The 21,881-nt window shown below is 55.2% G+C and carries 21 protein-coding genes and 1 tRNA gene; 8 read left to right on the top strand and 14 right to left on the bottom strand.

From position 1 onward, the window contains the following. Positions 1–7: 7 nt before the first annotated feature. From CA832_RS00220 to CA832_RS00210, 3 genes are all read right to left on the bottom strand, one after another. Complete coding sequence (locus CA832_RS00220) at positions 8–421, bottom strand: hypothetical protein (RefSeq protein WP_088339553.1); 414 nt, start codon at positions 419–421, stop codon at positions 8–10. 112 nt (positions 422–533) lie between these two features. Further along, a complete protein-coding gene (locus CA832_RS00215; protein WP_088339552.1) occupies positions 534–2,036 on the bottom strand; it encodes a sensor histidine kinase in 1,503 nt (500 codons plus the stop codon). After that, complete coding sequence (locus CA832_RS00210) at positions 2,033–2,737, bottom strand: response regulator transcription factor (RefSeq protein WP_088339551.1); 705 nt, start codon at positions 2,735–2,737, stop codon at positions 2,033–2,035. Before CA832_RS00210 ends, CA832_RS00215 begins: the two co-directional genes overlap by 4 nt. 226 nt (positions 2,738–2,963) lie before the next feature. Here CA832_RS00210 and CA832_RS00205 point away from each other — a divergent pair, with 226 nt between their 5' ends. After that, entirely contained in the window at positions 2,964–4,547 is a 1,584-nt protein-coding gene (locus tag CA832_RS00205) for a spondin domain-containing protein (RefSeq protein ID WP_088339550.1), read from the top strand. Positions 4,548–4,666: 119 nt separating this feature from the next. Here the strand turns inward: CA832_RS00205 and CA832_RS15085 are convergent, their stop codons facing one another. Further along, positions 4,667–4,804 (bottom strand): hypothetical protein, encoded by a 138-nt coding sequence (locus tag CA832_RS15085; protein WP_198944424.1) that lies wholly within the window; start codon positions 4,802–4,804, stop codon positions 4,667–4,669. A gap of 511 nt (positions 4,805–5,315) precedes the next feature. Next, positions 5,316–5,388, bottom strand: a tRNA-Met gene (locus CA832_RS00195). A gap of 116 nt (positions 5,389–5,504) precedes the next feature. On the opposite strand from CA832_RS00195, the gene CA832_RS00190 reads away from it, so the two are divergent. Both CA832_RS00190 and era read left to right on the top strand, forming a co-directional pair. After that, positions 5,505–6,869 (top strand): alanine/glycine:cation symporter family protein, encoded by a 1,365-nt coding sequence (locus CA832_RS00190; RefSeq protein ID WP_088339548.1) that lies wholly within the window; start codon positions 5,505–5,507, stop codon positions 6,867–6,869. Next, positions 6,856–7,743, top strand: a complete 888-nt coding sequence (gene era, locus CA832_RS00185; protein WP_088339547.1) for a GTPase Era — start codon at positions 6,856–6,858, stop codon at positions 7,741–7,743. Before CA832_RS00190 ends, era begins: the two co-directional genes overlap by 14 nt. Here the strand turns inward: era and CA832_RS00180 are convergent, their stop codons facing one another. Beyond that, positions 7,744–8,235, bottom strand: a complete 492-nt coding sequence (locus tag CA832_RS00180; protein WP_088339546.1) for a GTP-binding protein — start codon at positions 8,233–8,235, stop codon at positions 7,744–7,746. It lies immediately after the preceding gene. A gap of 166 nt (positions 8,236–8,401) precedes the next feature. On the opposite strand from CA832_RS00180, the gene CA832_RS00175 reads away from it, so the two are divergent. Together CA832_RS00175 and der are read left to right on the top strand one after the other, a co-directional pair. Further along, positions 8,402–9,121: an acetyltransferase gene (locus tag CA832_RS00175; protein WP_088339545.1), complete on the top strand. Its 720-nt coding sequence runs from the start codon at positions 8,402–8,404 to the stop codon at positions 9,119–9,121. A gap of 62 nt (positions 9,122–9,183) precedes the next feature. Further along, the gene (gene der / locus CA832_RS00170; protein ID WP_088339544.1) at positions 9,184–10,485 is read left to right on the top strand and encodes a ribosome biogenesis GTPase Der; all 1,302 of its coding nucleotides are present in this window, start codon (positions 9,184–9,186) and stop codon (positions 10,483–10,485) included. A 3-nt stretch (positions 10,486–10,488) separates the two neighbouring features. Here der and CA832_RS00165 read toward each other — a convergent pair whose 3' ends face one another. From CA832_RS00165 to CA832_RS00145, 5 genes are all read right to left on the bottom strand, one after another. Continuing rightward, entirely contained in the window at positions 10,489–11,280 is a 792-nt protein-coding gene (locus CA832_RS00165; protein ID WP_088339543.1) for a TPM domain-containing protein, read from the bottom strand. Beyond that, on the bottom strand, positions 11,261–11,698 hold the full coding sequence (locus CA832_RS00160) for a TPM domain-containing protein (RefSeq protein ID WP_088339542.1): 438 nt from the start codon (positions 11,696–11,698) through the stop codon (positions 11,261–11,263). Before CA832_RS00160 ends, CA832_RS00165 begins: the two co-directional genes overlap by 20 nt. A 5-nt stretch (positions 11,699–11,703) precedes the next feature. After that, positions 11,704–12,312: a LemA family protein gene (locus CA832_RS00155; RefSeq protein WP_088339541.1), complete on the bottom strand. Its 609-nt coding sequence runs from the start codon at positions 12,310–12,312 to the stop codon at positions 11,704–11,706. Between the two features lie 71 nt (positions 12,313–12,383). Beyond that, entirely contained in the window at positions 12,384–12,713 is a 330-nt protein-coding gene (locus CA832_RS00150) for a MerR family transcriptional regulator (RefSeq protein WP_088339540.1), read from the bottom strand. Next, positions 12,713–13,690 (bottom strand): M23 family metallopeptidase, encoded by a 978-nt coding sequence (locus CA832_RS00145; protein ID WP_088339539.1) that lies wholly within the window; start codon positions 13,688–13,690, stop codon positions 12,713–12,715. The genes CA832_RS00150 and CA832_RS00145 overlap by 1 nt, the downstream gene beginning before the upstream one ends. A 100-nt stretch (positions 13,691–13,790) precedes the next feature. On the opposite strand from CA832_RS00145, the gene alaS reads away from it, so the two are divergent. From alaS to CA832_RS00130, 3 genes are read left to right on the top strand one after another with little or no spacing between them, the layout of a single operon-like run. Next, a complete protein-coding gene (gene alaS, locus CA832_RS00140) occupies positions 13,791–16,412 on the top strand; it encodes an alanine--tRNA ligase (RefSeq protein ID WP_088339538.1) in 2,622 nt (873 codons plus the stop codon). A gap of 14 nt (positions 16,413–16,426) precedes the next feature. Next, positions 16,427–17,377 carry a GSCFA domain-containing protein gene (locus CA832_RS00135; protein ID WP_088339537.1) on the top strand — a complete coding sequence of 317 codons (951 nt, stop codon included), beginning with the start codon at positions 16,427–16,429 and terminating at the stop codon, positions 17,375–17,377. A gap of 52 nt (positions 17,378–17,429) precedes the next feature. Next, complete coding sequence (locus tag CA832_RS00130; RefSeq protein WP_088339536.1) at positions 17,430–19,136, top strand: M61 metallopeptidase family protein; 1,707 nt, start codon at positions 17,430–17,432, stop codon at positions 19,134–19,136. Here CA832_RS00130 and CA832_RS00125 read toward each other — a convergent pair. From CA832_RS00125 to CA832_RS14905, 3 genes are all read right to left on the bottom strand, one after another. Next, positions 19,126–20,880 (bottom strand): aromatic amino acid hydroxylase, encoded by a 1,755-nt coding sequence (locus CA832_RS00125; RefSeq protein WP_088339535.1) that lies wholly within the window; start codon positions 20,878–20,880, stop codon positions 19,126–19,128. The two genes, CA832_RS00130 and CA832_RS00125, sit on opposite strands and share 11 nt — an antisense overlap. Positions 20,881–20,964: 84 nt before the next feature. Next, positions 20,965–21,537 (bottom strand): DUF4136 domain-containing protein, encoded by a 573-nt coding sequence (locus CA832_RS00120; protein ID WP_088339534.1) that lies wholly within the window; start codon positions 21,535–21,537, stop codon positions 20,965–20,967. A gap of 57 nt (positions 21,538–21,594) precedes the next feature. Next, on the bottom strand, positions 21,595–21,756 hold the full coding sequence (locus tag CA832_RS14905) for a DUF5522 domain-containing protein (protein WP_158211893.1): 162 nt from the start codon (positions 21,754–21,756) through the stop codon (positions 21,595–21,597). Positions 21,757–21,881 lie beyond the last annotated feature (125 nt).

Here is a 21,881-nt window from a genome sequence, read left to right as displayed (position 1 = left end):
GCAGGGATCAGGTAAAAGGAAGCAGGTCAGGTTCAATGTACTCGCTTCTGGCTCTCGAGGAGTTGAAAATATCATTCCCGTAATGGGCTGCCATCAACTCCCTGAAATGGGTTTTCAGGCGGGGAAATTCGGAGATGAACCCCGGGAAGTCGGAGGCTTCTGAGCGCTGCATGAAATGGGAAACCGCCCTGATGGCCGCCTGGGTAAGGGTTTCATGGTATTTCCCGGAGACCCCCAGATGATCTACATACGCCTTCAGGTCCCGGGGGAATTGTACAAGGGTCTCTTCCAACCCGTATTGTTTCAGGTAGAGCCAGGCCATCCGAAGGTGGGCTTCGTGCGTGAAAATGGCAGGGGCAAGGCTACAGGCTTTAAAGGCGTGTACCAGTTCGTTGTCTGTTAGGTCTTTATGTGTTTTCATGGAACGTAAAGGTCCGGTATCCAGCCGCTTTTAGCCGGGATTGGAGGTAAGATAGGAAACGTGCGGTTGGAATCCTACGGGACAAAGAACTACGTAAAGGGGGGGTATTCGTTCAGGATAGCTGGGATACCGGATACACCGGAAGTTCGAAAGAGAAGACCGTACCCTCGTTGGGCTGGCTCAATACGCGGATACTCGCGTTGTGCAGCTCGATGATCTTGCGGACAATGGCCAGGCCCAGCCCAGCGCCTTCCTTGGAACTGCCGCTTTTGATCTGCCGGTAGCGTTCAAAAATCAACGCCTGCTCCTCTTTCCTAATTCCCGGCCCCGTGTCCCTGATGCTGATTTCAACAGTCTGCTCGCTGCCCAGGATTTTGAGGGTTACCACACCCCCCGCAGGCGTGAATTTAAGCGCATTGTCCATAAGGTTCTGGATGGCCCGCTCCACCATCGAAATATCTGCAAACACCAGGGGAGGTGCATCGTCCATTTCCAGGTGCAAACGGATGCCTTTTTTTTCGGCCAGCAGCTTGTAGTTCAGGTACAGGTCATTGGCGAGATCCCCAATCAGAAACGGCTCCTTCTGGGGGACGACCTGGTTGGCCTCCAGTTTGGAATACTCAAAGAGCTGGGCAATGAGTTTGGACAGTCTTGCACACCCCTGGTTGATGGTATTCAGGTAGTGCTCCCGCTCCTTCGGACTCAGGGTGTCATACTTCATCTGGAGGGTTTCTATATACCCCTGGATAACTGCAAGGGGCGTACGCAGGTCGTGCGAAATATTGGCGATCAGTTCCCTGCGAAGGCCTTCCAGGGATTTGATCTGTTCAATATCCTTAAGGATGGTTTCGGCCATTTCATTATAGGTACATGCCACCCCGGCCAGATCTGTTCGCTCTGCATTTTCAATCCTGTAGTGCAGGTCGCCTTCCTGAAACCGCCGGCTGGCGTAGGTAATCTTACGGAGGCTCTGGGTCAGATACATGACGGCGCCTATAGTTAAAACCGCAGCAAAAAGCAGGGTAAGCAGGGAGATACCCAGGCCGAGTTTCATCCCATACCCCTTCAGAAGCATGTTCTTGGTAGCGAGGTAGTCCTCCCCGGCCAGGATAATATAGATATACCCTTCCTTGCCACCCCTGTTAAACCGGGCGGCGGAAAAAATCTTCTGCGCTCCCGGGTTTCTCGGGTCGTCGCCCAGAACGTATCTTTCCCCACCGGTTTTAATGAATTCCTTAATGGGTGAAAGGGATACCTGCTGCGGAGGCGTATCGCTTGAATCGTGGTCCAGGACTACCGAATACTGGACCTGCCCTTCCATATCCAGGAGGTAGACCTCTATGGCCTTATTCACCGCCATCATGTCGTGCATGATATCCCCAAACAAGGCCTGGTTCACATTGCCCAGGCTGTCTATGGGGCTTTCATTCAGGAATTTTTCATCGATCAGGTCCTGGGCCAGGCTGGCATGGACCCGCTGGGTGGTTTCGTTGTAGTGCTGGTTGGTAAAGTAAATCGTCGCAAGGGCGTAGCCCAAACTGGCCAGGACCAGGATGCCCAGGAAGGCGAGTACCAGTTTTTTAATCAGCCGGTTGGAGAGGAGAGGGGCCTTCATGCTTCTTCATTGAATTTGTATCCCACACCCCAGGTGGTGAGGATAAATTTCGGATGCCCCATATCGGGTTCAATTTTCGATCTGAGCCGGTTTATATGGGAGTTCACCGTATGTTCATATCCTTTGAAATCGTACCCCCAGATCAGGTTGAGCAGCTTGCTCCGATCATAGCTTTTACCGGGGTTGGAAGACAGCAGGACCAGTAGTTCAAATTCCTTGGGGGAAAGTTCTACCCGCTGGCCACCCAGGGTAACCTTGCGCATATCCACATCGATTTGCAAATCCCCGAAAGTCATCACCCGCGCAGTTTCCATGGGGTTTTCCAGGGGGTGGTCCATTTTCTGCCGGCGGAAGATCGCTTTGACCCTGGCGATGAATTCCCGAACACTAAATGGCTTGGTCAGGTAGTCGTCTGCCCCGACCTCCAACCCCAGGACCTTGTCTATTTCCTCGGACTTTGCGGTTAACATCAGGATAGGCGAGTGCACATTGCTGGCCCTGATTTTCTGGCAAACCTCAATCCCATCCATACCCGGGAGCATGACGTCGAGAATGATAAGGTCGGGGACCTCGTTTACGGCAGTTCTCAAGCCGGAATCGCCCTGCTTCTCCGAGCTTACGTGGCATCCGAGATCCGAAAGGTGAATCTCCAATAGCCCGATAATTTCGGGATCGTCTTCTATGATCAATACATGCTTCATCTACGGGCAAATAAAGGGGCAAAGTATCACGGAATCTTCACGGAGCCGTAACGATTCCCCCTAAGTCCAATACGCTTTGGGTCGGGAAATGGGCCCATTGCTTGCAATCCCTAGACAATAATTAATGTAAAATATTGAAAATAAGCCTATTAAAAAATTTGATTTTTCCGTGATCCTTCTGCAACATCTCATCGGGTCCTTTGTAGCATCCTTAAAACCAAAAATCATGAGATACGTTAAAACACTTTTTCTACTCTTTAGTGCAGGGGCCTTTCTGGTATCCTGCGAATCGGACGACGCAGAGGATATGCCCCAAACCCTGAATGCCGGCACCCTGAGCGGTGGCCCCTTTGCCTTCACGGTAGACGGGACCCCGGATAGGGTCAGCGGCATTGCCCTTACCGACTTTAATGGGTCCGGGGACGCGCAGACCTATGTCATAACCGACGATCAGAACAACATCCTCGGGCTTCCGCCTACCCTTGAGGCTGTAGAGGGTGTGGATTTCGATGAAGCCGGGCCCGGGGTCTGTCTGATCTGGCATATGACCTATCGCACGGGCCTTACGGGTTTGCAAGTGGGTAACAATGTGAGTGAGCTTGCAGGCGAGTACGACCTTTCCAATGCGATCACGGTGAACCGGAATACCCTGGAAAGCACCCGATTTACCGTGACCATTGAGAATGTAGGCACCCCCAGGATGTATTTCGACTCGGGGACCATCGGCTTTATCATGCCAGGGCAGTCGGCCAGTTATACCTTCCATGCAGGACCGGGACATTATGTAAGCCTGGCCACCATGTTTGTCCAAAGCAATGACTTGTTTTTTGCCCCGGAGGAAGCAGGGCTGGCCCTTTACGATGCCATGGGGAACGCCGTAACCGGCGATGTGACTAGCTCCATCCTCATTTGGGATGCGGGCACGGAGGTCAATGAAGAACCCGGAGTGGGCCCCAATCAGGCGCCCAGGCAGGCCGGTCCCGATACCGGGGTGGATGAAGGCGGGACCGTACAGCGCCTATCCAATGTAAACGACGGTTTCACCTACCCGGCAGTTGCCGATCAGTTGCAGGTTATCCTGGAGCACGACGGGGACACGGAATTTACCCTTACCCTGAACAATATCTCGGACATGAGTGGGATCGCATCTCCGTTGGCTCCGGGGGTTTGGGTGGTACATAGCGGAAACCAAACCCCGGTGTTTATGGAGGGGATGCCCGCCTCCCCGGGCCTTGAAGATATCGCCGAGGATGGAGACAACAGTATTTCTGATATGGAATTGTCCGAGAATAGTGGCTTTGTAACGCCGTTTGCCCCAGGTGCTTTTGCCGTAAACGAAATGGTTTTTCAGACAGGGGCCCCGTCCACGGCAGCCTTCGAAGACCTGGCCGAAGATGGGGATCCTTCAGGGTACGCCCATATTTTCAATACCCCGGTTGGGGCATCTGCCCCGGGTCCGATTTTCCCCGGGCAGTCCTACAGTTTCACCTGCGAGGCAGTGGATGGCGATGTCCTCTCCCTTGCCACCATGCTGATCCAGTCCAATGACTGGGTAATTGGCGGGAACGGGATTGCCCTGTTCGAGAACGGCATGCCCGTATCCGGCGACATCACCGCACAACTCGCCATCTATGACTCCGGTACAGAAGTGGATGAATATCCCGGCGCAGGCCCTAACCAGGCACCCAGGCAAGCAGGACCCGATACCGGGGTGGACGAGAACGGGATGGTGATGCTGGAGGGCGCTATCCCCGACAATGTCCCCCAGGTCTCAGAGATGTTGCGGGTTACCCTGTCTGTAGAGAATTAGTTGTTAGGTTTCTGCATCTGTCTGCTATGTGCCGTAGCAGGGAAAACGGATGCCTATGTTGAAGGAGGGGCGCCCGGACTTTGGTCCGGGCGCTTCTCCTTTGCTTCAGGCATGACCCCTTATTTTGGTTCAGAACCCTTGCCACTATTCATCATGGAAACCACGGCAACAATCAGCAGAACCACCACAAGGGCAAACAGCCCGATCATCCAAATTCCGTTTTCCCATCCCACCAGGGGGAGTGCTTTCAAGAACATACCAGTAGTTTTATAGGATAAAATTAGGATTACCCCATAAATCAAAGTATGACAAATCTCAAGTTTACGTTTTCAAGGCATATCTAACAATCCTTGGGGAGTTTCTCAAGGAAAACCGGTTGTGCAGTAGTTTGGTGGACTGGATTGCTTCCTCGCTTTGCTCGGAAGGGGCCTTGGGGGAGGCTTAACAAGGAAAGCCATCCGCCCTGTTTTACATGGTGGACTGGATTCATTTCTCGGCTTTGCCTCGAAATGGGCCAAAGGGAGGGCTTCACAAGGAGTAACAGCAGGCAGGTTTGGAATTTGGAATTTGGAATTTGGAATTTTCTCTGGTGGGACTGGATTCTTTTCCTCCCTTCAGTCGGAAAAGGGCCAGAATGGGAGAGCTTCACAAGGAAAACCGGCAGATGCTGTGCATCCGCTTCGGTTTTTTGTCCATTCCAAAGCTCAAATAAATTTGGCTTTTCCATGAACAAAAAAACCGATCGCCTCTGGCGACCGGTTTTCCTTGTAGCGGGGACTGGACTCGAACCAGCGACCTTCGGGTTATGAGCCCGACGAGCTACCTACTGCTCTACCCCGCGATGTGGACGGCAAATATACGAAGGTTTCTTGGTTCTGCAAACTTTGGCATCGGAATTCGGGGTGGATTTTACGGCAGTGGTCCATTTGACCAAATTCCCTACCTTCGGCACATCTCATGGAAGCAATCAACGACTTTTTGGTAGGGGCCAACAGCTATGCGGAGTGGCCCATGTTTGTGTTGCTCATAGGGGGAGGGCTTTTCCTGGTGGTCTATTCCCGCTTTTTACCCTATCGGTTTTTCCGCCATGCCCTGGCGATTACCGCGGGCAAATACGACGATAAAAAAGCCGAGGGGGAGGTGAGCTCCTTCCAGGCCTTATCGGCTGCAGTAGCTGCCACGGTGGGCCTTGGAAACATCTCGGGGGTGGCCATTGCCATCCACGACGGCGGGCCCGGGGTGGTCTTCTGGATCTGGATGACGGCCCTGATCGGGATGTGTATCAAGTACTATTCCTGCAGCCTGGCCATTATGTACAGGGGGGTGGATTCCGATGGGAAACCCCAGGGCGGCCCCATGTTTTACATTACCCGGGGCCTCGGGCCAAAAGCCAGGCCTCTTGCCATTTTCTTCAGTATCTGCGGGCTCTTTGGCTTTCTTGGAGTATTCACCGCCAACCAGTTTACCGAAACCTTTATGAGTGTGGTCCGCCCAAGTGAGACCCTCTATGCGACCAGCGACTTCAACTGGCAACTCAGTATCGGGATACTGCTGGCAGTCATCACCTCCTTTGTCATATTCGGGGGGTTGAAAAAGATCGCACGGGTGGCCTCTGCCATAGTCCCTTTTATGGTGCTCTTGTATTTGGCAGCTGTATTGGTGGTCATGGGGATGAATGCCGGGCAGGTATGGCCCGCCCTGAAAATGATCCTCACCGAGGCCTGGAACTTCAAGTCGGTGGTGACCGGCGGCTTCTGGGGGTTGGTGATAATTGGAGTCAAAAGGGCCATGTTCTCCAATGAGGCCGGTTTAGGAAGTGCGCCCATGTACCATGGCCAATCCCGCAACAACGAGCCCATACGGGAAGGGCTGGTGGCCATGCTGGGCCCCTTTATAGACACCATTATGGTCTGTACCTTTACCGCGGTGGTCATCATTCTCAGCGGTGCCTACCTGGAGGACGGCAGTGGTATTGTCATGACCCTGAACGCCTTCCAGAAAACCCTTTTCGGGTGGGGGGATGAGTTGCTTATGCTCATTGTAACCGCCTTTGCCCTTTCTACGCTTTTCACCTATTCCTATTACGGGGTCAAGAGTCTTTCCTTCCTGACCAATGCCCGCATCGGGCAGTGGTATAATGTGTATTTTGTACTGATGATCGTCTTTGCGGCCGTGGCCTCTCTGGAACTGGTGAAGAACCTGATCGACCTGTCCTATGCCCTTATGGTGATCCCGAACATGATTGCGGTACTTTTGCTGGCACCGCGTGTGAATGCCGCAGCGCGGGAGTATTTGAAAAAAATGAAACATGAACGGGCATAAATCCGGTTTTGTCAATATCGTGGGGAACCCCAATGTGGGGAAATCTACCCTGATGAACGCCCTGGTTGGGGAGCGGCTCTCTATTATCACCTCAAAGGCACAGACCACCCGCCACCGGATCCTCGGCATTGTGAGCGGGGACGATTTCCAGGTGGTGTTCTCCGATACCCCCGGGGTTATCAAACCGGCTTACCAGTTGCAGGACTCCATGATGGATTTTGTCCGCCTGGCCCTGGAGGACGCAGACATCCTCATCTACATGGTCGAAATCGGGGAAAAGGAACTGAAGGATGAAAGCCTGATGGCCCGTATCCGTAATGCCAAGGTCCCCGTCCTGCTGCTCATCAACAAGATCGATACCTCAGACCAGGAATTCCTGGAAGCCCAGGTCGCGTACTGGCAGGAAACCCTGCCGCAGGCGGAGATTTTTCCCATCTCTGCCCTGGAGGGCTTTGGGGTGGAGGCGGTCATGGGCCGTTTGCTGGAGCTCTTGCCCGAAGGCCCGGCGTACTTCCCCAAAGACCAGCTTACCGATAAGCCCGAGCGCTTCTTTGTGGGGGAGATCATCCGGGAGAAAATCCTGCAGCAGTACAAGAAGGAAGTACCCTATGCCGTTGAGGTGGTTACCGAGAGTTTTATAGAGGAGGAAGACCTGATCCGCATTGGGGCTGTTATCAATGTGGAGCGGGAAACCCAGAAGGGGATCCTTATCGGCCACAAGGGGAGTGCCCTGAAGCGCGTGGGCACCGAGGCCCGCAAGGACATGGAAGCCTTTTTTGGCAAGCAGGTATTTTTGGAGCTTTTTGTTAAGGTGAGCAAAAACTGGCGCAGCAATGAGCGCCAGCTGCGTCGATTCGGCTATTCCAACAAGTAATCAGGTGCCGGTTACTTCTTTGTAAAACGTGTATAGCTGGTGCATCTGGGGTTTCCCTTTGGCCCTACCGGCCCGCCCGAAGGCGTACAGGACAAACCACAGCACGACCATTCCGCCCATAGCCCCCAGCAAGATTCCGTAGGGCCGTCCCAGGGAGGCGCTGCTGTAGGCCCATATCCCCAGGATCACAAAAAGGGTGGCTACCCCGAAATGCAGGAACATGAAGAAAGTCCACAAGGAGGGGTTGGGACCAAAAAGCCCGTATATACGGCAGCCTTCTTGGCCTTCTTCCTCCAGGATTTCCAGCTGTAGCTGGGGGGACCAGAAATGCCGCTCTGCATCCGCGATTTTTATAAAGACGTGGTCGTCCAGGCGCTTAACGAGGAAAGGAGGGGTGGAGGCATGCTCCAATTGGTCCAGGAGGGATGCGGCTTGGGTATCCAGGGTTTCCTGGAAACGGGGTCGCAGTACGATTTCATTGGGCAGCGACATGGCGGTGGGTTAGGGTAATGGGAAAGATAGCCAATTGCGGCTAAACTCCCGATCCGGATGAAATATTTTCGCCTTGTTTTTCGGATAGGAGAAGTTTGCCTATCTTTGGTTATTATCGACGAACGGTCAATTTCATCGATGAAATGCATAAATTCCCCCGAATTTCATGAAAAACATCCTCATTTTTGGCGCCTCTGGTCATGGGAGCGTGGTCCTGGATATCGTTGAGAATGAAGGCCTTTATACCCCGGTGGGTTTCCTGGATTCTTTTAAGGAAACCGGTAGCCTGGTCAATGGCTACCCGGTTCTCGGTACCGAAAATGACCTTGTGGAAATCGTCACCCGCTTCGATGTCGTAGGTGGAATTGTGGCTATTGGGGATAACTGGGTGCGCCGGCGCATTGTTCATGAAATTCTTCGCATCATGCCGGATTTCCGGTTTGTCCGCGCCATCCACCCGAATGCCGTTTTGGGCCGGGATGTGGAGATAGGCGAGGGCACTGTGGTGATGCCCGGGGTCATTGTGAATGCCAATTCCAGGATCGGCAGGCATTGCATCCTCAATACGCGCTGTTCCCTGGGCCACGACGGGCAGATGGCCGATTATTCCAGCCTGGCCCCCATGGTGTGCGCCGGGGGTAACTTCCGCCTTGGGTACTGCTCTGCCATTGGCCTGGGCGCCAACATCATCGAAAACATTAGCATTGACCAGCACAGTGTGGTGGGGGCAGCATCCCTGGTGATAGACCCGGTTCCTGCGCTTTCTGTCGCCTTTGGATCCCCGGCAAGGGTCATCCGCGGCCGGGAAGCCGGGGAGGCGTACCTCTCCGGGCTGAACCGCAAAGCCATGCATGCCTACGGGGTAACGTCCGGTTCCAAACCCTGATGCCAACCTGGATGGGTTGGAGTTCCCGCCAATAGACTACCTTTGCAGCCTGAAGCAAGCCTATGTCTGCCATTGTTGCCATAGTAGGACGGCCCAACGTGGGCAAGTCCACCTTTTTTAACCGGATGATCCAGAGGCGTGAAGCCATTGTGGATGCCGTCAGCGGGGTAACCCGGGACCGTCACTACGGTAAGTCCGACTGGAATGGCCGGGAATTTTCGCTGATCGATACCGGCGGCTACGTGGTGGGCAGCGACGATATCTTCGAAAAGGAGATCGATAAGCAGGTGGAACTAGCCATCGCCGAGGCAGATGCTATCATTTTTATGGTTGATGCCGAGGCCGGGGTAACGGGTATGGACGAAGAAGTGGCGACCCTGCTGCGGAAGGTAGAGAAACCGGTATTCCTCGTGGTCAACAAGGTCGACAATAACTCCCGGTTGGAGGATGCTGTGGAATTCTATGCGCTGGGGCTGGGGGAATACTACCCCGTATCCAGTATCAATGGCAGCGGAACCGGGGACCTGCTCGATGCCCTGGTAGAGGTGCTGCCCGAAAAACCGAAGCGGGAAGAAAACCTGCCGCGCTTTGCAGTGGTGGGGCGCCCCAATGCGGGAAAATCCTCCTTTATCAATGCCCTCATCGGGGAGGAGCGGTATATCGTTACCGACATTGCCGGTACCACGCGAGACAGCATCGATACGCGGTACAACCGTTTCGGGTTTGAATTCAACCTGGTCGATACGGCGGGGATCCGCCGCAAGTCGAAGGTAAAAGAAGACCTGGAATTCTACTCGGTAATGCGGTCGGTCCGCACCATTGAGCATTCGGATGTTTGCCTCTTGCTGGTCGATGCCACCCGAGGCTTCGACGGGCAGGTCCAGAATATTTTCTGGCTGGCGCAGCGCAACCACAAAGGGATTGTGATTCTGGTGAATAAATGGGACCTGGTAGATAAGGATACGGCTTCCGTGAAAACGTACACGCGGAAAATCCATGAAGCCATTGCCCCCTTTACCGACGTGCCGATTCTGTTTATTTCCGTACTGAACAAACAGCGCATCTTTAAGGCTATCGAAACCGCGGTTACGGTCTATGAAAACCGGAAAAGGCGAATCCCAACCCGCAAACTTAACGATGTGCTGCTGCCTATCATCGAGCGGCAGCCTCCGCCTTCCGCCAAGGGGAAGTACGTCAAGATCAAGTATATCACCCAACTTCCAACCCCATACCCGCAGTTTGCCTTTTTCTGCAACCTGCCCCAGTATGTGAAGGACCCGTATAAGCGATTCCTGGAGAACCAACTCCGGAAACATTTCGACTTTACCGGGGTCCCCATGGATATTTTTATGCGGAAGAAATAAGGGTTACCACCCCCCGGAGGCACCACCGCCGCCGAAACCGCCGCCGCCAAAGCCGCCCGAGAAGCCTCCTCCTCCGAACCCGCCACTGCCGAAGCCCCCTCCGGAAGACCCGGACCGCCCCATATTACTGAGGATGATGACATCCCACAGGTCGAGGCCGCGTTTGCGGCCACCCCTGCCGCCGCCCCGTTTGTTGCGGGAGGCCAGGATAATGACGATGACGATAAAGAAGATCAGGGGCAGCAAGGCCCGGAACGGAAACTCGGCTGGTTTTTCCCCGGCCTGGAACTGTCCGGTGAGGGTCTGGAAAATGGCATCGGTACCCTTGTCGAGCCCGGCGTAATAATCCCCTTTCTTGAATTCCGGGATAATGACCCGTTCAATGATGCGCCTGGACTGGGCGTCCGTCAGGAATTCTTCCACCCCATAGCCTGTATTGATCGCCAACCGGCGGTCTTCCCTGGCCAACAGGACCAGGATGCCGTTGTCTTCATCTTCCTGCCCGATGCCCCAGGCATGTCCCCATTGGGCCCCCAGATATTGGATATTCTCCCCTTCGGTGCTACCGATTATGGCAATCACGATCTGGGTGGAGGTGGAATCGGAATACCGGATAAGTTTCTGTTCGAGTTGCCGTTGCTGGGTCTGGGATAGCAACCCAATATAGTCGTAAAGGCTGGTTTGGCCGGAACCGGTGGGTTTTTCAGGAATCCGGAACTGCGCCAGGAGCCCTGTGCTGCAAAACAGCAACACCGCTGCAGTCACCAATGCTTTTCTAACTCCTGGAAATCCCATCGTCTAGTTCGTTTACGTCTTCCGGGTGCCAGGGGAAATGCGCCTTGAGCTCCTGGCCTGCCGAGCGGATACCCGCAATAATGCCATCCTTGAAAGCACCGCGCCGGAAATGGTCCTGGATCACATCCCGGGTGCCATCCCAGAAGCCCTCGGGGACTACACGGTCTATTCCCTTGTCTCCCAGGATCACAAAATGGTGGTCCTTCACAGCGATGTAGAGCAGTACCCCGTTCCGCTCCCGGGTGTTGTCCATTTTAAGGAGGTGGAAGAGGGCCTCGGCCCGCTTCTGGGGGTTGCCCCGGTCGGTGTGCTCCAGGTGCACGCGGATCTCGCCGGAGGTGTCCCGCTCCGCCTCCTGGATGGCCCGGACAACCTCGGCCTCTTCTTCTGCCGTCAGGAAGGCTTCAACCCTGGACATCGGCCTTAGTCGAATTCAAAGTTCACCTCTGGCGCATTTTCCGCACCGGGGTTGGAGGCAAACAGGGCCATGGGTTCGAAATTGGCAATGGAGGCGATGATGTTTGTCGGGATTTTCTGGATCTTGATATTGTATTCCCCGGCCAGGTCGTTAAAGCGGTTGCGCTCCACATTGATGCGGTTCTCCGTACTCTCCAGCTGAGTTTGCAGCTCAAGGAAGTTCTGGTTTGCCTTCAGTTCCGGGTAGCGCTCTACGGTGACCAGAAGTCTGGAAAGGGCAGAGGAGAGTCCTGCCTGGGCTTCCTGGAAGGCCGCCAGGCTCCCGGCGTCCAGGTTATTGGCATCTATGGTGGTGGAAGTGGCCTTGGCCCGGGCCTCGATGACTTCCGTTAGGGTCTCCCGTTCAAAATCTGCCGCCCCCTGGACGGTTTTGACCAGGTTGCCAATCAGGTCGCTTCGTCTTTGGTAGGAGCTCTCTACGTTGGCCCATTGCTTGGTGGCCTGGCCTTTCATGTCCACCAATACGTTGTTGGTACGGATGTACCACCCACCCAGGATTACGCCCAAAAAGACAATTATCCCGAGGATTACTAAAGCGACAAGTCCTTTTTTCATGGTTATTAAGGATTAATGGTTAGCGGTAATAGGTCGCGAAGCGCGCCAAAATGTTACAAGAACCCTGCTGCTCAGAGCTGGTCCTTGATCTTGATAAGCTCTGCCTTTACCCGCTCCAGTTTGCGGATAATTTCGAAGGTGTCGAGGGTTTTCTGGCGGTTTTCCTTCAGGTGGAGTTTGGCCCCGTCCAGGGTAAAGCCCCGTTCCTTGACCAGGTGGTAGATCAGCTCCAGGTTCTTGATGTCTGCCGGGGTAAATTTCCGGTTCCCCTTGGCGTTCTTCTTGGGCTGCAAAACATCGAATTCCTTTTCCCAGAAACGGATCAGGGAGGTGTTCACGTTAAAGGCACGCGCCACTTCGCCAATTCCGTAATACCGTTTCTCGGGCAGCTCTACGATCATTAGTCAAGCGATTGGTTTTCCTGGGTGGCTATCTTCAGCATATTCTCGAACTCCTCGGCGGTAAGGCTGCCGTAGTAGAAGTTGATAGGGTTAATCTTGTTGCCGTCCTTCCAGACCTCGTAGTGCAGGTGGGGGGCCTCGGAACGGCCGGTACTCCCTACAAAGCCAATGAGGTCGCCCCGCTTCACCCGTTGCCCCTTCTTCACATTGTATTTGCTCAGGTGGGCGTAAACGGTCAGGTAGCCGTAGCCGTGGTCTATGCGGATGTGCTTGCCATAGCCGGATGCATAGTTGTCTGCCCGGACCACCTGCCCGTCGCCGGAGGCGTAAATGGGGGTGCCCCTGGGGGCGGTAAAGTCCATGCCCCAATGCATTTTCCGCGCTTTGGTAAAGGGGTCTGAACGCCATCCGTAACCGGAGGCCATCCGGGTAAGGTCCTCATTGTTGACAGGTTGTATGGCGGGGATAGCGGCCAGGAGGCTTTCTTTCTCCGCAGCCAGTTTGGTAATCTCATCCAGGGATTTGGATTGGATGACCATTTGTTTTTGTATGATTTCCATCCGGCGGGTGGTGGCCTTAATCATCTCGCTGTTGTTGAACCCTTCCAGGTCCTTGTAGCGGTTGACGCCCCCGAAACCTGCCCGCCGCTGTTCCTCCGGGATGGGGTTGGCCTCAAAATAAAGCCGGTAAATGTTGTTGTCCCGGTCCTCGATATTGGCCAGGACCTGCTCCATCTGGTCCATTTTCCGGTTGAGCAGTTCAAAACGCAGTTCGAAGTTGTTGACTTCCCGTTGAAGGGCGAGTTCCTTGGGGGTGTTCAGCAGGTTGGTGTTGAGCAGCAGCATAAGCCCCATAAAGCCGAAAAGGGCAGAACCCAGGAGGAATAGGGTAATATTCCGGTACTTTCGCGATTTTTTCGGTTCGATCTTCCGATAGGAGAGCGTATCCGGGTCGTAGTAGTACTTAACCTTAGTCATGACGGGATTTTGTCCTATTTTTGCACCGTTTACAAGCGGTATCCAACAAAGATAAAAATTGTTTGGATAATCAAAGCGTAATATAACCCCAGCTTTTGGTATGACTTCCAGAGAGATAAGAACGCAGTTTTTGGACTTTTTCCAGGCCAGGGGCCACCGGATTGTCCCTTCCGCACCCCTGGTGAACAAGGACGACCCCACCCTGCTGTTTACCAATGCCGGGATGAACCCTTTCAAAGAGTATTTCCTGGGGATTTCCACTCCGGCCGACCGGCGGGTGGCAGACACCCAGAAGTGCCTCCGGGTGAGCGGGAAGCACAACGACCTGGAAGAGGTGGGTCGCGACACCTACCACCATACGTTTTTCGAGATGCTCGGGAACTGGAGTTTCGGGGATTATTTCAAAAAGGAAACCATCGCCTGGTCCTGGGAATTCCTTACCAAAACCTGCGGGATAGACCCGGAGCGGCTCTATGTGACCATATTTGAGGGGAGCTCCGATGCCGATGCCCTTGACCGGGACGAAGAAGCATATGCCCTCTGGAAAGATGTGATTCCCGAGGCGCGTATCCTGCCGGGCTCCAAAAAGGACAATTTCTGGGAAATGGGGGACCAGGGTCCCTGCGGGCCGTGCTCGGAAATCCACGTGGATATCCGCCCGGATGAAGAGCGGGCCAAAGTACCAGGCGCATCGCTGGTCAACCAGGACCACCCGGAGGTGGTGGAAATCTGGAACCTGGTATTTATCCAGTACAACCGCAAGGCAGACGGCCGCTTGGAGGCCCTGCCGGAGAAGCATATCGATACGGGCATGGGCTTCGAACGCCTCTGTATGGTCCTGCAGGGGGTACGATCCAACTACGACACAGACCTTTTTGTGCCCCTCATCCGCGAAATTGAAACCATTACGGGGTCCAAATACGGGCAATCGGAAGATACCGACATTGCCCTGAGGGTCATTGCCGACCACATCCGCGCCGTTTCCTTTGCCATCGCAGACGGCCAACTGCCCGGGAATACCGGGGCCGGCTATGTGATCCGGCGTATCCTGCGCCGGGCCATCCGGTACGGGTTTACCTTCCTCGGGGCCAGTGAACCCTTTATGTTCCGCCTGGTACAGGTATTGGGCCGTGTTATGGGGGAGGCTTTTCCGGAGCTGGGGCATCAGCGCCAACTCATTGAAAACGTAGTCCGGGAGGAGGAACTTTCCTTTTTGAAAACCCTCGAGCAGGGGCTGGTCCGCCTGGACCATATCCTGGGCGAAACCCAGGGCAAACTGGTAGATGGCGCACGCGCCTTTGAGCTCTACGACACCTTTGGTTTCCCTATAGATCTCACCTCCCTTATCCTCAGGGAGCGGGGTTATGAATTGGATGAAGCCGGTTTTGACCGCGCCATGCAGGCACAGAAAAATCGTTCTAAGGCGGCCTCGGAAATTTCCCGGGACGACTGGGTGGCCGTACACCCGGGCGAGGGCACCGAATTCCTGGGGTACGACCAGTTGCAGGAATCTGTACGGTTGGTGAAGTACCGCAAGGTGGAAACCAAGAAAGAAGGAGTCCGCTTCCAGGTGGTGCTCAACCGCACGCCCTTTTATCCGGAAGGCGGTGGGCAGGTAGGGGACAAGGGGTATTTGGAAGCCCCCAACGGGGACGTCACCTATGTGTTGGATACCCTCAGGGAAAACAACGAAATCCTGCATATGGTAAAGGCCCTGCCCAAGGATCCATCTGCCTCCTTTAATGCTGTGGTGGACCGCCAACAGCGGCAGCGGACGGCCCGCAACCATACCGCCACCCACCTGCTCCACCAGGCCCTGCGCACGGTTTTAGGGGAGCATGTGGAACAGAAAGGGTCTGCGGTACACTCCAAGTACCTGCGCTTCGATTTTTCCCATTTCGCGAAACTCACGGAGGAGGAGCTGCGGCAGGTTGAGGATTTTGTCAATGCCCGGATCGATGAAGACCTCCCCCTGGTAGAGCACCGCGGGGTGCCCATTGCCGAGGCTATGGCCGAGGGAGCCATGGCCCTGTTCGGGGAAAAGTACGGGGACTCGGTCCGCACCATCCGGTTTGGGGAGTCCATAGAGCTATGCGGGGGGACCCATGTGGCGCGTACCGGGGATATCTGGCACTTCAAGATTGTTTCCGAAAGTGCCATCGCTGCAGGTATACGTCGTATCGAAGCCATTACTTCGGATGCAGTAAAGGCCTATTTCGACGACCGGGATAAGGCCCTGGAGGAAATCCGCCACCTTCTGAAAAACCCCAAGGACCCGGTGGAGGCCGTGGAAGGACTGCAACAGGAAAATAACCGCCTGAAAAAAGAGGTGGAAGCGCTCAAAAGGGAGAAAGCAGGCAATTTGAAAACTGAGCTCCTGCGGGAAATCTCCAAGCGCAACGGCGTGCATTTCCTAGCGCGCCAAGTAGATCTGGATGCCGGGGGCATGAAGGACCTGGCCTTTGAACTGGGCCAACAGTACCAGGACCTCTTTTTGCTGCTGGCGTCGGAACAGGACGGGAAGGCACTGTTAACCTGCTATATTTCCAAGGACCTGGCCGCTGCATCCGGGCTTAACGCCGGTGCCATTGTCCGGGACCTGGGTAAACACATCCGAGGTGGCGGGGGCGGGCAGCCCTTCTTTGCCACGGCCGGAGGAAAGGACCCCCAGGGGATCCCTGCTGCCCTTGATGCGGCTTCCGGTTTCCTCCCACAAGGCTGATACCTGACGCGCCCATGAAATGGTCTACCGAAATACCGATTTCCAAAGTACCGGCTCCCATCGACTACCACAGTGGGGTGTTGCTGATGGGCTCTTGTTTTGCAGCCCATATGGGAGAGCACCTCAGGTATTTTCAGTTCCGGCAGTGGACCAACCCTTTCGGGGTTATTTTCCATCCGCAGCCCCTGGCAGGCCTGGTCACCCGTGCTCTGGAACACCGCCCTTTTACCGGAGATGATCTTTTTGAGCATCAGGGCCTGTGGCGCTGCTATGCGGCCCACGGGAGCCTGGCACATCCGGATGCAGGCAATGCCCTGGAACGGCTAAACGGCTCCCTTCAGACCCTGGCAACCGCACTCCGTTCCGCCACCCATGTGGTGGTTACCCTGGGTACGGCCTGGGGCTACCGGCACCGGGAATCGGGTATCCTGGTGGCCAATTGTCATAAGCAACCCTCGGGGTATTTCAGCAAGGAACTTGCCGGGGTGTCGGCCATCGCCGGGATCCTGGACACCCTCCTGGGCACCCTTAAGGAAGCAAATCCACAGGTCACACCCATTCTGACGGTGTCCCCCGTGCGCCACCTGCGCGATGGGATTGTGGAAAACCAGCGCTCCAAGGCCCACCTGGTCACAGCCATCCATCAGGTGCTGGAAGCCCATGGGGCCCATTATTTTCCGGCCTATGAGCTCCTGGTGGATGAATTGCGGGATTACCGCTTTTACGCAGAAGACCTGGCACACCCCAGTGCCGTGGCGGTTCAACACATTTGGGACCGCTTCAGGGAGGCCTGGGTAAGCCCGGCAGCCCAACCTGTAATGGATCGGGTGGAGGCGCTTCGCAAAGGCCTCGCACACCGCCCCCTTAATCCCCAATCGGAAGGGCATCGGGCTTTCCTGCAGAAGCTGGAAGGGCAGCGGGAAACCCTGCAGGCCGAGTTCCCGCACATGGATTTTTCTTCTTAGGGTTGAAACATTCGACCCATTCTGCCGTCTCTTAGGTGTTTAAAACCAACGCATGATTCTTACCCGATTGAACTGGGGCATTGCCGGGCTATTCCTGGTCCTTGCCCTATCCTGCCAGCGCGAAACCACCCCGGAGGTGGTCTATGAAATTGTAAAATCGACCCACGAGGGCCGTCCGGCCCTGGAGGTTCGAATGGCTTTTGAGGCCCCTGAAGGGGAGGTAAGCCCTGTTGCCTACCAGAACAATGCCTGGGGGGAGACCGATATGTTCCGGCATATCCGGGATGTACGACTGCTGGAAGGGAATGGGGAGGTAGTGGTCCTGGCAGATAGTAACCGCGTGGAAGTGAAACGGACCCGCCCGGGGGAGCAGGTCTATCTAAGCTACAAGGTAGTCCAGGACAGCGCCACGGCCAGTGGCGACCCGGACAAGAGTTACCGCCCGCATGTGACCCCTGACTATTTCCATGTATTCTCCCACAACCTGTTTATGATGCCCGCCCACCTCGATGCCGAGCCGGAGACTCCTGTACATTTCCGGCTGCGTTGGCGTGGTTGGGAGCACCCGGAAGTGGTGCATAACAGTTTTGGAAGCAACCAGAAGGAGCAGAATCTCGGGGTCCTCACTGTTGCGCGCTTTCACAGCGCCATCTTCACCGGTGGGGATTTCCGCATCTACACCGATACCATAGAAGGGAATGCCCTCCATTTAGCGACGCGGGGCCAATGGGTGCCCTTTACAGACCAGGAGGTTATGAATGTCCTCAGCCAGACGGTTCGCGCACAGCGCAGGTTCTGGGACGACCACAGCCAGGAGTATTTCACGGTTACCATGCGGCCCTACCCCCAGGAGCGCGGTTCCAGTTTCCAGGGTACCGGGCTTACAAACTCCTTTGCCACTTCCGTTTCCAATAACATGGAAACCGAACTGGACCAGCTGCTCTACTTGTTTAACCATGAACTGATGCACAACTGGATCGGGCATACCATAGAAAACGAATCGGAGGAGGCCCAGTACTGGTTCAGTGAGGGGTTCACCGAATACTACACCGTAAAGAACATCGCCAGCAATGGCATAGGGGGAAAGGACTGGGGGTACTTTATCGAATACCTGAACGAAACCATCCGCCTGCTGGAAACTTCCCCGGTACGGGGGGAGCCCAACAGCGCCATCACCTACGAAACTTTCTGGGGTAGCCGGGATTATGAGAAACTGCCGTACCGGCGTGGGATGCTCTTTGCCTTTTACCTGGACCAGCAGATCCGGGCCGTTAGCGATATAAAGAAAAGCCTGGATAACCTGATGCGGGACCTGCTGGAGGAAGTCCGCCGCTCCGGGGCCCGCCTAAATGCCGGATTGTTCCTGGAAAAGGCCCGGCCTTACCTGGTAGAGGACCTGGCCCCGTTTTTGGAGGCGCATATCGAACAGGGCGTCCCCCTGCCCCTGGAAGACCTGTTTACATCCCTGGGCCTGGAATATACCATAGGAGCTGAGGTGTTTGACCTTGGGTTTGAGTTTGACCCGGACCGGGCGCGGGTCCAGTCCGTGGATACCGCCTCTGTGGCCTACGCCACCGGGCTGCGCGAGGGCGACCGGGTGGTTTCCAGAAGCATCTATATGGGCAGCACGACCAAGGAAGTGGAATTAGTGGTGCTGCGGGATGGGAAACGGGTCCCTATCCAGTATCTTCCCGTCCGGCGCGCCCCTATTATTCAGTTATCCGATACCCCGGATACACATCGCTGGTTTAGTAAGTAACCGTCTCGCCCCGTGCAAGGGCAATACCGTCGTCTATCAGGTGGCCCACCTCGGGCCGGTTTTGCTTCACCTGTTCCAGGTGCTCCAGGATCTCTGCCGCAAAGTCGCGGTCCTTCTCCCCTTTGGCCAGTTCATAGAGTTCCACCGCCAACAGCCAATCCCTCGGAAATTCCTCCCGAAGCACCTTGAGTACTTTGTTTCGGGAGATGGTGGTGTTGGTGCCTTCCCGGAAGTCGCGCACCTGCCCGTAGAGTTGTTCGAGCGTCTGTCTGGCAGGGTCTTTTCCTACCTTGATGGTCTTTTCCTCCGGGACGTGGCTGACCAGGTCGAAGCTCCCCAGGTCCGCCGGGCCGTTGAAGGCAGAGCGGATATGCTGGCCCACCGCCATATTGTAGAGGCCCCATTGGGGTTCGAAGAGGACCTCATCCCCATGCCTTACCCGGCAATCCTCGAAGGTGATCAGGATAATTTCACCCCGCAGGTTCCGGGTACCGGTCACGATCCGTCCCTCTATGGTAATTCCCCCCACAAACTCCAACGTTACCTTCTCCCCCTCGTAAATATTGTAGGCCTTCAGGTCCCTCGGGCTCATGTCTTCTATGGCCAGGTTGATCCCTTTTAATTTGCCTACAGGGGAACCGAAACCATCCGGGTGGGAAGCGGTGCCATGGCCGATGAGTTCTTTTTCCCGATAGGCCAGGGCGGTAGGCCCGGAGGTTTGCAGGTATACCGGCTTCCCCTCGTGGGAGATCGCGCGGGAAAACACCCCCGATACCTGCAGGCCCGTGCTGAGTTCCACCGTACCCAGGGCCCGGGATTCTATCAGCTTCTCAAGGCCTTTCAGCCCTCCTTTGCGAAGCCCCATCGTATTGGCGAATTCTTCCAGCACCTGGCTGAGGTACGCAAAATCAGGTGTTACAAACAATTGCGGCTGCGGTTTGGTGATGTCGAAGGGCGTGTGGGCGGCTTCTATGGAGTATGGGATTTTCCGAACCTGGCCGGTCATGCACCAGCTGCTTTCGCCAATGGAAGACAACAGCCCTGCCCCGTAAATCCGCGGGGAATCCAGGGTGCCGATTAGCCCGTATTCCACCGTCCACCAGTGCAGGTTCCGGATCAGTGCCATCTCGCTGGGCGGGCCCATATTTTCCTGGAGGTATTCAATTTTTTCTTCTGCCTGGCGGATGGCTTCCGGAAGGGTCCCCGGTGCCTCCTTGATAATGGAGAGGTGGCGGACCGCCTCATAAAGCTCGTAGTCCTTGGCACTGGAAATGGCCTTGCACCCAATCTCCCCGAAGCGCCGGAGGTATTCTGCGTATTCCGGGTTGGCTATGATGGGGGCGTGCCCGGCGCCTTCATGGATGATGTCCGGGGCCGGGGTGTATTCGATGTGGTCCAGTTGCCGGATATCCGAAGCAATGACCAGTACATTGTATGCCTGGAATTCCATAAAGGCGGCGGGTGGGATAAACCCATCTACCGCCACAGCCGCCCACCCGATTTCTTTCAGGATCCGGTTCATGCCATACATGTTGGGGATCCGGTCTACGGTAATACCTGTTTTGGCCAGCCCGGGCAGGTAGGAAGGGTGGGCTACACGGCTGAGGTAATCGGTGTTCTTGCGCATCACATACCGCCAGACGGCCTGGTCTACCGGGCTGTAGTCTTCGTAGTCCTGCGGTTTGATATACTGCCTCAGATGTTTTGGGAGCCGGTCCAGGATGGGGTTGCTTTCGTAAGACATACCAGGTGTTTTGCGTCCCTTAAAGATACGAATTATAAGGCCGTATTAAAGCGCAAACCCTGCTCGGGGCAGGGTTTGGATACATTAGTTGGATACCAGGGCATCCGGCGGGTATTGGGAGAGGATACGACTCACAAATTCCCGGATCCGCTCCTCTTTCTTGTCTACGTTGGTCCCGTAGTTCAGGGAGCCGGTTCCCCGGCCCTGCCAGATGAGCTCCCGCGTTTGGGCATCGATGAGGTCTATGTAGAGGGCGCCTTCGGTACGGGTGCTGACATTCGGCCCCCACCAGCCTGCGCCGCCCCAGTAGGGTCCCCAACCCCAACCCCAGCCCCAGCCCCATCCCCAGGCCAGGTTGTTGTTGTAGATGTCCACGCGCTCTTTTTCGGTAGTGAAAATACTCACCAGCAAATCCGGTTGTTCGGATTTCACAAACCCCCGGGTACCCATTTCGGTTTCTATGGCCCTGAGGATGCGTTTTTTGTCCAGGTCGGATATCTGGGCCTTGTCTATGCCGGTTTTGTAAAAGGCGTAGCTGCGGTACTGGTCGAAGTTTGCCGTACGGTCGTAATCCGAGAGGACGCGCACAGAGGTGCAACTACTGCCCAGCAGGGCTATAAAGGCGATAAAAAGTAAGGGTTTGTGGAGGGGTTTCATAGCAATACGGTTTTTGAGAATCCATTTTAAAAGATAACAAAAATCATGCCGAATACCCTACATTTTTTGCCCGGTTTTAACATTAAAGCCATAGGGGCAATGCCGGCAACCACTCTCGCAACAATAGCCCCTTTTGAGCAGGTATTGCTCGGTAAATACCCGGTAACCGGACTCGCTCCAGTAAAAATCCCCTTCTTCCAGGGGCGGGTTGCGCTTCATAGTCCCTTTTTCTGCAAAAATAGGCATCAAGGCTTAATTTCAATACGCCCCGGCGACCCCGTTGCCCCGGCCTACCGGAAAACTGCTATATTTGTTTAGGTGTTCCCCACTGACAGCTATGATAT

The sequence above is a fragment of the Robiginitalea sediminis genome, assembly GCF_002198115.1.
GTDB lineage: Bacteria > Bacteroidota > Bacteroidia > Flavobacteriales > Flavobacteriaceae > Robiginitalea > Robiginitalea sediminis.
Note: the sequence above shows the minus strand (reverse complement) of the source record. Positions and strands in the feature narration are given on the sequence as shown.